This is a genomic window from Nocardiopsis lambiniae (assembly GCF_031845465.1).
Taxonomy (GTDB): domain Bacteria; phylum Actinomycetota; class Actinomycetes; order Streptosporangiales; family Streptosporangiaceae; genus Nocardiopsis; species Nocardiopsis lambiniae.
In genome coordinates this window covers 1007699-1020852 of sequence record NZ_JAVREP010000001.1, presented here as the reverse complement: position 1 = coordinate 1020852, position 13154 = coordinate 1007699, and the positions used below count along the sequence as shown (strand labels likewise).

At 74.0% G+C, this 13154-nt stretch carries 3 protein-coding genes and 1 pseudogene; all 4 read left to right on the top strand.

Annotated features, from left to right (window positions below; all coding sequences use genetic code 11):
* A pseudogene (locus tag RM479_RS04365) lies at positions 1–66 on the top strand (ATP-binding protein); the annotation flags it as partial.
* 71 nt (positions 67–137) lie between these two features.
* Entirely contained in the window at positions 138–1397 is a 1260-nt protein-coding gene (locus RM479_RS04360; protein ID WP_311510391.1) for a styrene monooxygenase/indole monooxygenase family protein, read from the top strand.
* 389 nt (positions 1398–1786) lie between these two features.
* The gene (locus tag RM479_RS04355; protein ID WP_311510390.1) at positions 1787–9835 is read left to right on the top strand and encodes an SDR family NAD(P)-dependent oxidoreductase; all 8049 of its coding nucleotides are present in this window, start codon (positions 1787–1789) and stop codon (positions 9833–9835) included.
* Complete coding sequence (locus RM479_RS04350; protein ID WP_311510389.1) at positions 9822–13118, top strand: type I polyketide synthase; 3297 nt, start codon at positions 9822–9824, stop codon at positions 13116–13118. Before RM479_RS04355 ends, RM479_RS04350 begins: the two co-directional genes overlap by 14 nt.
* Positions 13119–13154 lie beyond the last annotated feature (36 nt).

Sequence of the window (13154 nt, the reverse complement as noted above, 5' to 3'; positions counted from 1 at the left end):
GAGGTCCTCAAGACCCTCCTCAGGTACGCCTTGGAGCACAACCGCGCCAGCGAGCCCGTCGCCTGACGGGCGGGGAGGTCGCCCCCGGCACGCTCCCCCCGGTCGTCCCGTAGATTCCCCAGGAAAGTAAGCGACACATGCGCAAGATCCTCATCGTCGGCGCGGGCCACGCCGGGCTGCACCTGGCCCACGGGCTCCTGACCCAAGGCTACGACGTCACGGTGATCACGGGGCAGTCCTCGCTGGAGATCCGGACCGGCCGGCCCTCCATCTCCCAGTTCACCTTTCCCACGGCCCTGGAGTACGAGCGCAAGTTCGACCTCGACTTCTGGAGCGCGCTCTCCCCACAGATCCGCGAACAGAAGCTGGCCGTCTTCCGCGAAGGGAAGCCGGTCACGGCCATCAAGGGCCGCTCCCACCCCGGGAACGGTTACACGGTGGCGGTCGACCGTCGGGTGAAGATGGCCGACTGGCTGGAGTTCTTCGAGGATCGTGGCGGGAAGGTGGTGATCCACGGGGTCACCGTGACCGACCTCGACTACTTCTCCCGGATGTTCGAGCTGATCATCGTCGCGGTCGGCCACGGGGAGCTGGGCCAGCTCTTCGACCACGACACCAGCCGGTTCAGCGGGACCCGCCCCCGGGCCCTGGCCCAGGCCTACGTCTACGACCTGTGGCCGCCCAGTCCGGGCGAATCGGAGAACATCGGCTGGTTCGGGGTGACGGAGGAGGCGGGCAACATCATGCTCGTTCCGATCCTCACCCAGGAGGGGCCCGCCCACAACCTGCTCCTGGTGGACAAGAAGGGCGGCCCGATGGACGCCTGGCCGGACCGCCCGGGGCCGGAGGAGCAGCTGCGTCGGATGAAGGACCTGATGCGCAAGTACGCGCCGGAGTTCTTCGAACGGTCCAAGGACGCGGTACTGGTGGACGGGCGCAGCACCATCGTCGAGGATCTGACGCCGCAGGTGCGCAACCCGGTGGGCCGGCTCCCCTCCGGCGGGCTCGCCATCGGCATGGCCGACGTGGTGGTCACCATGGACCCGTTCGTGGGACAGAGCTGGAACAACTCCACCCGCTGCGCCCAGGCCTACCTGGAAGGGATCATCGAGCACGGAGACAAGCCGTTCGATGAGGACTTCATGGTCCGGGTGTTCGACCGTTTTTGGGAATTCGGACAGGACAATCAGGCCTGGGCGGAGTTCGCCTCCACCATGGTCGAGCAGTCGCTGCCCGACCACATCATGAACATGCTCGGCGCGGCGGTGCAGTACGAAGAGGTGGCCGACCGCTGGATCCAGGGCTGGGACTCCCCGTCCGACTACAAATCCTGGATGTTCGACCCCGAGGTCGCCCAGCGCTACATCTCCGAGGTACAGGCCCGAAACGGCGGTTGATCGGAACCGGGGAAGAGCCCGGCGCCCTCCGGGTGCCGGGCTCTTCTCTTGCCCGAAAACCCCACCTTTTCGGTTTCTCTTGCGTCCGTAAACTGTTGCGCTCCCATTAACTCCGTACGGACCAGGCCCAATCCTCTGTCCGAAAAAGACCCCACTGTTGTCAGCGCTTGCGAGCAAGCGTTACCCTCCTTCAGGTTGGTTCCTGTTTGACCCCGAATGCCGTTCCGTGGGTTAGTTGCCGTGAATCTCTGAGATTGTGGGTTCCGGAGTTGCCCAGTGTCCGAATTTCATCACGCCCGAATCGGCGTTCTCGTGCACCTGCACGGGCAGCGTCCCGGAACGGGAGCGTGCTCGGGTCAGGCGAGGGCAGTCGAAAGGGAAGGGCAACGATGAACGGCGGACCGACCGGAGACCCTGCCCCCGGCACCTGGGACCCCATCGCCATCGTCGGCGTCTCCTGCCGGCTACCGGGGGCCGGCACCCCCGAGGCCTTCTGGCGTCTGCTCGGCGAGGGACGCGAGGCCATCGCCGCCCCGCCCGAACGCCTCGGCGGCGGATCCCCCGAGCGCGGCCCCCACTGGGGCGGCTACCTCCACGACGCCGAGTACTTCGACGCCGACTTCTTCGGGATCTCCCCGCGCGAGGCGCTGGCGATGGACCCGCAACAGCGGCTCATGCTCGAACTGGGCCGCGAGGCGATCGAGAACTCCCGCACGGCCCCCGGCTCCCTGCGCGACGCCCGCGTCGGCGTGTTCGTCGCGGCCATCGGCTCCGACTACGCGCTCCTGCACGACCGGGGCGGCCCCGGGGCGATCACCCACCACACCCTCACCGGCACCCACCGCGGCATGATCGCGAACCGGATGTCCCATTTCCTCGGAGTGCGCGGCCCCAGCCTCACCGTGGACTCCGGCCAGTCCTCCGCCCTGGTCGGCGTGCACCTGGCGATGGAGAGCCTGCGCCGGGGCGAGAGCGAGATCGCCCTGGCCGGCGGCGTCAACCTCATCCTCGTCCCCGAGAGCACCGAACAGATCGCCCGCTTCGGCGGACTGTCCCCCGACGCCCGGATCCGCCCCCTCGACGCGGAGGCCAACGGGTACGTGCGCGGCGAGGGCGGTGCCGTCGTCGTCCTCAAACCGCTCGGCCGCGCCCTGGCCGACGGGGACCGGATCCACGCCGTCGTGCACGGCGGCGCGGTCAACCACGTCGGCGGCGACTCCTTCCTCACCAGGCCCACCGTGCGGGGGCAGGCCGAGGTCATCCGCGCCGCCCACGCCGACGCGGGCAAGGACTCGGACCGCATCGGCTACGTCGAGCTGCACGGCACCGGCACCCCCACCGGCGACCCGGTGGAGGCCGCCGCCCTCGGCGAGGTCTTCTCGGCCGGTCGGGGGGAACCGCTGCGGGTCGGGTCGGTCAAGACCAACGTGGGGCACCTGGAGGGCGCCGCGGGGATCGTCGGCCTGGTCAAGACCGTGCTCGCCCTGGAACACCAACAGATCCCGCCCACCCTGAACTTCACCGAGCCCGCGCCCGGCATCGACCTGGACGCCCTGGGGCTGACCGTGCAGACCCGACGCGAGCCCTGGCCCGGCCACGCGCCGATGGCCGGGGTGTCCTCCTTCGGCATGGGCGGCACCAACTGCCACCTCGTCCTGGGGCCCGCTCCCGCCGACCGGTCCGCCGGCGAGGGGCCGATCACCCGCACCCTGGACCCCGTGCCGTGGGTGCTGTCGGCCCGCTCGGAGCAGGCACTGCGCGCCCAGGCCTCCGCCCTGCACGCCCACGTGTCCGCCCACCCCGGCCTCAAGGCCCACGACATCGGCTTCTCCCTGGCCACCACCCGCGACGTGTTCGAACACCGCGCGGTGGTCTTCGCCCCCGGCGACGGCGGCACCCGGGAACTGGAGTCGGTGCGCCCCGAGGGCGTCGCCTCCGTCGGCGACCCCGGTCCGGTCCTGGTCTTCCCCGGGCAGGGCGGACAGTGGATCGGCATGGGCCGCGACCTGCTGAACGCCGACGGCGTCCTGGCCGAGGCGTTCGCCGCCCGGGTCCGCGAGTGCGAACGCGCCCTGGGACCCTACGTCGACTGGTCCCTGTCCTCGGTGCTGCGCGGCGAACCGCAGGCGCCCCCGGTGACCGGCTCCCGGGCCCGGGTCGACGTGATCCAGCCGGTCCTGTGGGCCGTCATGGTCTCCCTCGCCAAGGTGTGGGAGACCCTGGGGGTGCGCCCCGCCGCCGTCATCGGCCACTCCCAGGGCGAACTGGCCGCCGCGTGCGTGGCCGGCGCCCTGCCGTTGGAGGAGGCCGCCCGGATCGTGGCGCTGCGCAGCCAGGCGCTGACCGGGCTCGCCGGCAGCGGCGGCATGGCCTCGCTGGGCCTTCCGGTGGAGGAGGTCGAAGACCTCGCCCGTACCCTGCCCGACCTGCACGTCGCCGTGATCAACGGACCCGCCTCCGTGGTGGTGTCGGGTGCCCCGCGCGCGGTGCGCGAAGCGGTCGAACACTGTGTGGAGCGGGGCGTGCACGCCACCCTCGTCGACGTGGACTACGCCTCGCACTCCCCGCACGTGGAGCTCATCCGCGACCGCGTCGCCGAGTACCTGGGCCGGGTGCGGTGGTGCGCCCCCGAGGTCCCCTTCTACTCCACCCTCACCGGCGCGGAACTCGGCGACGTGCCGTTGGACGCCGACTACTGGTACGCGGGTCTGCGCAACCCCGTGCGGTTCTCCGACGCCGTCGACGCCCTGGTCGGCGACGGTCACCGGGTGTTCCTGGAGGTCGGTCCGCACCCGGTGCTCGCACACGGGCTCCGGGGTTCGCTGGACCGGGCCGGAGTGTCCGGGCACGTCCTCAAGACCCTGCGCCGGGGCGAGGGCGACCAGACGCAGCTGCTGAACTCGGCGGCCCGCGCCTTCACCGCCGGGGTGGACGTCGACTGGCCACGACTGTTCGAGGGCACCGGGGCGCGCCGCACCGACCTGCCCTCCTACCGGTTCCAGCGTCGCCGGTTCTGGCCCGAGAACGCCACCGGCGCGCGCACCGGGACGACCGTCGACTGGTCGGCCGTCCCCGAGGAGGCGCAGGCGGTGCCCGGGCGCACCGCCTCGGTACTGGAACTGGTGTGCGAGAAGGCCGCGCGGGTGCTGTCCCGGGGGTCCCTGGCGCCCGGCGAGGAACAGCGCGCCTTCCGCGACCTGGGCTTCGACTCGATCATGATGCTGGAGCTGCGCGACGCCCTGGACCGCGCCACGGGGGTCCGCCTCGGCGACACCGCACTGTTCGAGCGGCCCACACCGGCGGATCTGGCCCGGTTCCTCGCCGAGGAGCTGGGCGACGACGAGGTCACCCTGGGCGGGGGCGCCACGGCGGCGGCCGTCCCCCGGGCGACCCCGGAACCGGTCGCGGCCCCACCGGCGGCCCCCACGGCCGCGGCCGAGGACGACCCGATCGCCATCACCGCCATGGCCTGCCGGCTGCCCGGTGGGGCGACCTCCCCCGAGGAGCTGTGGCGCCTGGTCGAGGAGGGCGCGGACGCCACCGGCGACTTCCCCGACAACCGCTTCTGGGACACGGACGCGCTCTATCACCCCGAACCCGGTACGCCCGGGCGCACCTACACCCGGCGAGGCGGGTTCCTCTACGACGCCGACCTGTTCGACGCGGACTTCTTCGGGATCTCCCGCCGCGAGGCCGACGCGATGGACCCCCAACAGCGCCTGTTGCTGGAGACCTCCTGGGAGGCGGTCCACCGGGCCGGCCTCACCGTCGAGGAGTTGCGCGGCTCCTCCGTGGGCGTGTTCGTCGGCGCGATGGCCTCCGACTACGGGCCCAGGCTCGCCGACCCCGCCCGCGTCGGCGACGGCGGGTACCGTCTCACCGGTTCCACCGCCGGTGTCGCCTCGGGCCGGATCTCCTACGTGCTGGGCCTGCGCGGGCCGGCGCTGACCGTGGACACCGCCTGCTCCTCCTCCCTGGTGGCGATCCACCAGGCCGCCGGGGCGCTGCGTCGGAACGAGTGCGCGATGGCGTTGGCCGGCGGTGTCACCGTGATGTCCACCCCGGGCATGTTCCTGGAGTTCTCCGCCCAGCGCGGGCTGGCCGCCGACGGCCGCTGCCGCGCCTTCGGCGCCGACGCCGACGGCACCGCCTGGTCCGAGGGCGTGGGCGTGATCGTCCTGGAACGCCTGTCCTCCGCCCGCCGCGCCGGGCGTCCCGTCCTGGCCCTGATCCGGGGCGGCGCGATCAACTCCGACGGTGCCTCCAACGGCCTCACCGCCCCCAACCCCGTCGCCCAGGAAGGGGTCCTCCGGCAGGCCCTGGCCGCGGCCGGACTCGAACCGGGCGAGGTGGACGTCGTGGAGGCGCACGGCACCGGCACCCGTCTGGGCGATCCGATCGAGGCGAACGCGCTCATCTCCGTCTACGGCGCCGACCGGGACGAACCGCTGCGCCTGGGATCGCTCAAGTCCAACATCGGTCACGCCCAGGCCGCCGCCGGCGTGGCCGGTGTGATCAAGACCGTCCAGGCGCTGCGCCACGGCCGGTTGCCCCGCACCCTGCACGTGGACGAACCCACCCCGCGCGTGGAGTGGGAGGGGAGCGGGGTGCGGCTGCTCACCGACAACGAACCCTGGCCCGACACCGGACGGCCCCGCCGCGCCGCGGTGTCCTCGTTCGGTATCAGCGGCACCAACGCCCACCTGATCCTGGAGGGCGTCGCCGACGAGGGTGCCCCGGTGCACCTGCCGGACCTGCCCTTCCAACGGCGCCGCCACTGGGTGGAACCGGCAGCCGCGCCCGCCTCGGCCGCGTCCCCGCTCCTGGACGAAGGGCTGGAGCTGGTCGGCGGCGACACCGTGTTCACCGGCACCGTCGGTCTCGACGACCCGGCCTGGACCGCCGACCACCGGCTGCTCGGCCGCACCCTACTGCCCGGCACCGCCCTGGTGGAGGCGGCCCTGCACGCCGGCGCCCGCAGCGGCGCCCCCCGGGTCGCCGACCTCACCCTGGAGAGCCCCGTCCTGCTCTCGCGCGGCGGTGCGGTGGACCTCCAGGTCACGGTCCGGGCCCCGGACGCCGACGGCCACCGGTCCCTCACGATCCACGCCCGGTCCCCCGGGGGCGCCTGGGTCCGTCACGCCTCAGGGGGCCTCACCGCGGAGTCCCCCGGTACGTCCATCGCCTCCCCGGGGGTTCCCGGTTCACCGGAGGAGGAGATTCCCTGGACGGTGCCGACGGACTGGCCGGGGGAGGGCGTCGTGGACGCCGGATTCGAGGAACGGGAGGCCTACGCCGGGCTGCTGCGCCGCGGGTACGCCTACGGGCCGGTCTTCCGGGGGCTGCGCCGGGTGTGGCGCCGGGTCGACGGGTCGCTGCTCGCCGAGACCGCCCTGCCCGAGGGGACGGCACCCGGGCCCTTCACCGGCCCGCATCCCGCCCTGCTCGACGCCGCCCTGCACGCGGTGCTGCTCCACGGCTCCCACGGCGGAGCCCCCCTGGTCCCGTTCGCGTGGAGCGGGGTCCGCTCCGCCGCGCCCGCCCGGCCGCCCCGCGTACTGCGCACCCTCCTGGAACACGTCGACGGCGACCGTTACCGGCTCACGGCCGCCGACGACACCGGAGCCCCGGTGCTGGCCGTCGACGAACTGGTCCTGCGCCCCGTCGACCCCGCGGCCCTGCCGTCCGCACCCGACGAGGAACCCGACCTGTACCGGGTGCGCTGGCAGGAGATCGACGGCCCCGGCATGGACGGCGCGGTCCCCACGGACCTGCCGTCCCTGGACGGATCGGCCGTCGACGGCCCGGTGCCCGACGTCGTCTACGCCGAACTCCCCGCCCGCGCCGTCTACGCGGATCACGGGTCGGTGCCCGCCGCCGTGCGCGCCGGCCTCGACTCGGCCCTGGCCTCGATCCGCACCTGGCTGTCGGACGAGCGGACCGCCCGCGCCCGCCTGGTCCTGGTCACCTGGCGGTCGGTGGTCACCCACCCCGCCGACCGCCTCGGCGGACTGGCCGCCTCCTCCGTGTGGGGCCTGCTGCGCTCGGCCCAGCGCGAGCACCCGGACCGGCTCGTGATCGTGGACTCCGACGGGTCGGAGGACTCCCACCGGGTACTGTCCCGCGTCGCCGAACTGGGCGAACCCCAGATGGCGCTGCGATCGGGCCGGGTCCTGGTGCCCCGCCTGGTACCCGCCGTCGACGAGGGCGCCCTCGTTCCGCCCGGCCCGCTGTGGCGGCTCTCCGCGACCGCCCCGGGCTCCCTGGACGCGCTGACCCCCCTGCCCGCGCCCGAGGCCGCCTCACCGCTGGGCGAGCACCAGGTCCGGATCGCCGTCCGCGCCGCCGGGGTCAACTTCCGCGACGTCGTGGTCACCCTCGGCATGATCCCCGACGAGCACGGCATCGGCCTGGAGGGCGCCGGGACCGTCCTCGACGTCGGCCCCGGGGTCACCGACCTGGTCCCCGGAGACCGGGTCGCCGGCATGTTCGGGTCGGCCTTCGGACCCGTGGCCGTCGCCGACCGCAGACGCGTCGCCCGCATCCCCGAGGGGTGGACCTTCGAGGAGGCGGCGGCCGTCCCCATCGTCTTCCTCACCGCCTATCACGCCCTGGTGGACGTGGCGGCGGTCCGGCCGGGGGAGAGCGTCCTGATCCACGCCGCCGCCGGCGGCGTGGGGCTGGCCGCGGTCCAGCTCGCCCGCCACATGGGCGCCAAGGTGTTCGGTACCGCCAGCCCGCACAAGTGGAAGGTCGCCGTCGAGTACGGGGTCCCCGGAGAGCACCTGTCCTCCTCCCGCGACCTGGACTTCGAGACGTCCCTGCGCGCCGCCAACGGCGGCCGCGGCTTCGACGTCGTCCTCAACTCCCTGAGCGGCGAGTTCGTCGACGCCTCGCTGCGCCTGCTGCGCGCCCCCGGCGGCGGTGCGGGCGTGGGCGGTCGGTTCGTGGAGATGGGCCGCACGGACGTCCGTGACGAGGCGGACGTCGCCGCCGCCCACCCCGGCCGCGGCTACCAGTCGTTCGTCCTGCCCGAGGTGGCCCCCGAACGGATCGGGCAGATGCTCGAACGGATCATGGAGCTGTTCGCCTCCGGGGCCCTGCGGCCCCTGCCGATCACCGCGCACGACATCCGCGACGTCCGCGAGGCGTTCCGCTCCCTCCAGCGCGGCGAGACCATCGGCAAGACCGTGCTGCGCGTGCCCGCCCCCTTCCCCGAGGGCGCCGCGGTCCTCATCACCGGCGGCACCGGCACCCTCGGCCATCGGGTGGCCCGCCACCTGGCCACCTGGTACGGGGTTCGTGACCTGGTCCTGGTCAGCCGTGGCGGCGCCGGATCCGAAGGCCAGGACGGCCGCACCGAGGAACTGCGGGCCCTGGGCGCCCGGGTCGAGGTCCACGCCTGCGACGTCGCCGACCGCGCCTCCCTGGCCCGGCTGCTCGGATCGTTGGACCGGCCGCTCGGCGCCGTCGTGCACACCGCCGGCGTCCTGGACGACGCCACCGTGCTCTCCCTGGACGCCGACAGGATCGAGACGGTCCTGCGGCCCAAGGTCGACGCCGCCTGGAACCTGCACGAGCTCACCGTCGGCCTCGACCTGGGCGCGTTCCTGTTGTTCTCGTCGATCACCGGGACCCTGGGCTCCCCGGGGCAGGCCAACTACGCGGCGGCCAACGTGTTCTGCGACGCGCTCGCCCACCACCGCCGCCAGCGCGGTCTGCCCGCCCTGTCCCTGGCCTGGGGGCTGTGGGGCGAGGCCAGCGGGATGACCGGCCACCTCGACGACGGCGACCTGGACGCCCTGGGGCGGGGAGGTCTGCTGCCCATGGCCACCGACCGCGCCCTGGCCCGGATGGACGCCGCCCTCTACCTGGACCGGGCCGCGCTCGCCCCGGCCCTGCTCGACCTCGACCACGTTGCCGAACTGCCGATCCTGAGCGAACTGATCGGCCCCCGTGAGGAGGGGGCGCCCGAGGAGGAGACCACCGCCCCGCTGTTGTCGGCGACCCGCCTGGCCGGGCTCCCCGACGCCGAACGCGAACGGGCGCTCGTCTCGGCGGTGCGCGCGCACACCGCCGTCGTCCTGGGCCGGGAGGCGGAGGAGGCCGCCGAGGTGCCCGCCGACCGGCCCTTCAAGGAACTGGGGCTGGACTCCCTGACCGGGGTGGAGCTGCGCAACCGACTGGGGGCCGCCTGCGGTCTGCGGTTGCCCGCCACCGTCGTGTTCGATCACCCCACCCCCCGGGCCCTGGCCCGATACGTCGCCGACGCGCTCTTCCCCGAGACGTCCGCCGACCCCGTGCCCGACACCGACGGACCCCTAGAGGACAGCCGCATCGACGACATGGACGTGGAAGGGCTCTTGGACCTCGCCCTGGGCGAGGACGACGACTCCCTCATCGAAGGCGAACAGGAGACCGTTGATGGCCACCGATAGCGACCAGACCGCCAAACTCGTCACGGCCCTGCGCTCGGCGCTGAAGAAGAACGAACGCCTTCAGGAACGGCTCGACCGGGCGCCCGAGCCCATCGCCGTCGTCGGGCTGGGCTGCCGGCTGCCCGGCGGCATCGACACCCCCGACGCCCTGTGGGGACTGCTCGAACGCGGCGACGAGGTGACGGGCCCCCTGCCCGCCGACCGGGGCTGGGACCTGGACGCCCTGCTCGGTGGGGACACCGACGGGCCCCGGTCGGCGATGTCCCGGGGCGCGTTCCTGACGGACGCCGCCGCCTTCGACCCGGCCTTCTTCGGGATCTCCCCTCGCGAGGCCGAGGCGATGGAACCGCAGCAGCGACTGCTGCTCGAAGTGGCCTGGGAGTCCCTGGAGCGCTCCGGTATCCCCCCGACCTCCCTCGCCGGTACGGACACGGGCGTCTACGTCGGCGCCATCGCCCAGGAGTACGGACCCTCCCTGTCCGAGGCCCCCGGCGACGGGTTCGCGGTCAGCGGCACCACCACCAGCGTCGCCTCCGGGCGGCTGTCCTACACCCTCGGCCTGACCGGCCCGGCGATCACGATCGACACCGCCTGCTCCTCGTCCCTGGTGGCCGTGCACCTGGCGGTGAAGGCGCTGCGCGCGGGCGAGTGCTCCCTCGCGCTCGCGGGAGGGGCCACCGTCATGGCCCGGCCCGGCATCCTCACCGAGTTCACCCACCTGCGCGGGCTGGCCCCCGACGGTCGCTGCAAGGCGTTCGGCGCCGGGGCCGACGGCGCCGGGTTCTCCGAGGGGGCCGGGATGGTCGTCCTGGAACGGCTCTCCGACGCGCGCCGGTCCGGTCACCCCGTGCTCGCGGTGATCCGGGGCAGCGCCGTCAACCAGGACGGCGCCTCCAACGGTCTCACCGCCCCCAACGGCCCCTCCCAGGAACGCGTCATCCGCGCCGCCCTGGCCGACGCCCGCCTCACCCCCGCCGACGTCGACCTCGTCGAGGCGCACGGCACCGGCACCGCTCTCGGCGATCCCATCGAGGCGCAGGCCCTCATCTCCGCCTACGGCCGCGCGCGCACCCCCGACCGGCCGCTGTGGCTCGGCTCCCTCAAGTCCAACCTCGGTCACGCCCAGGCCGCCGCCGGCATCTCGGGCCTGATCAAGCTGGTCCTGACGCTGAGGCACGGGGTGCTGCCGCGCACCCTGCACGCGGACGAGCCCACCCCGCACGTCGACTGGTCCGAGGGCACCGTCCGCCTGGTGGACCGGGCCCGGTCCTGGCCCGCCACCGGGGCTCCGCGCCGCGCCGCCGTTTCGTCGTTCGGGATGAGCGGCACCAACGCCCACCTCGTCGTCGAGCAGGCCCCGGAGACGGAGGACGCGCCGGCCCCGGGCCGGGACGCCGGTCCGATCCTGTGGCCGCTGTCGGCCCGCGGCCCCGCCGCACTCGCCGCTCAGGCCGCCCGGTTGCGCGACCGGGTCGCCGGCGACCCCGCCGTGGACCCGGTCGACGTCGGCTGGAGCCTGGCGACCTCGCGCACCGCCTTCGACCACCGCGCCGTCGTCGTCGGCCCCGACCGCGACGCCCTGACGGCGTCGCTGTCCGCCCTGGCGGAGAACCGACCCGACCCCGGCGTCGTGACCGGTCGGGCGCGCGCCGACCGCCGTGTCGTCTGGGTGTTCCCCGGTCAGGGCGGTCAGTGGGCCGATATGGCCGTGGACCTGCTCACCGGATCCCCGGTGTTCGCCGGGATCATCGCCGACTGCGAACGCGCCCTGGCGCCCCATACCGACTGGTCGCTGACCGCCGTGCTGCGCCGCGACCCCGGCGCGCCCTCCCTGGAACGGGTCGACGTCGTCCAACCGGTGCTGTGGGCGGTCATGGTCGCCCTGGCCGGGATGTGGCGCGCCCACGGCGTCCGCCCCGACGCCGTCGTCGGCCACTCCCAGGGCGAGGTCGCCGCCGCCTGCGCGGCCGGCCTGCTGTCCCTGGAGGACGCCGCCGCCGTGGTGGCGCTGCGCAGCCGCGCCGTCCTGGAGCTGTCGGGGACCGGGGGGATGGCCTCGGTGGCCCTGCCGGAGGAGCGGGTCCGCGCCGACCTGGCCGGACGCGACGCCGACCTGCACATCGCCGTGGTCAACGGTCCCACCTCCACCGTCGTCGCCGGTGAACCCGAGGACGTCGCCCGCCTGGTCAAGGAGTACGACGAGGGGGGCGTGCGGGTCCGTCGCATCGCCGTGGACTACGCCTCGCACACCCCCCACGTGGCCCGCCTGCGCGAACGCGTCCACGCGGACCTGGCCGGGATCGTCTCCCGCGCCGGTGAGATCCCCTTCCACTCCTGCCTCACGGGCGCCCCGGTGGGGGAGGGGGAGCTGGACGCCCGCTACTGGTACCGCAACCTCGCCGAACCCGTCCGCTTCCACGACACCGCCAAGGCCCTCGTCGCCACCGGACACGACCTGTTCATCGAGATCGGACCGCACCCGCTGCTCGGTCCCGCCCTGGTGGAGACGGCCGAGGCCGAGGGGGTCCGCGACGCCGCCGTCGTGTCCACCCTGCGCCGGGACGAGGGCGGTCCCGACCGGTTCCGGACCGCCCTGGCCGAAGCGTTCGCGCACGGTGTCGCACCCGATTGGGCCACCGTGTTCGGCGACGGCGCACGCCTCGTGGACCTGCCCACCTACGCCTTCCAGCGCCGCCGTTACTGGCGTGACCCGGCCACCCCGACCACCGCCGCGCCCGCGTCGGTGGCGGGCCCCGGGCCGGAGACCGCCGAGGGGACCTGGACCCCGCCCGAGGGGACGACCCCGGCCGAACGCGCCCGCGCCGTCCTGGACCTGGTCCGGGTGGAGACCGCCGCGATCCTGGGCCACGAGGGGCCCGACGCGGTCGAACCGCTGCGCGGCTTCCTCGACGCGGGCGGCACCTCCCTGGGCGCGGTCCGCCTGCGCGACCGGATCATCGAGCGCACCGGGCTGGACCTGCCGGTGACGGTGGTCCTGGACCGGTCCACCCCCGCCGCCCTGGCCGACCACCTGACCGGACTGCTCGACGACCGGGACGCCCCGACTCCTCTCCTGGGCGAACTGGCCCGGTTGGAGGGCGCGGTGTCCGCCGCCGAGACCGACGGGTCGGTCCCCGACGACGTCCGCCGGGAGCTGTCCGACCGGCTGCGCGGCCTGCTGCGCCGCGTCGACGCCGTACCCGACCCGGACGGCCCCGACCTGGACGGGGTCGGTGATGACCAACTCCTGGCCCTCATCGACCAGGAGTTCGGGATCTCCTGAACCCGGATGCCCGACGATCACGGTGGTGAGAGCACA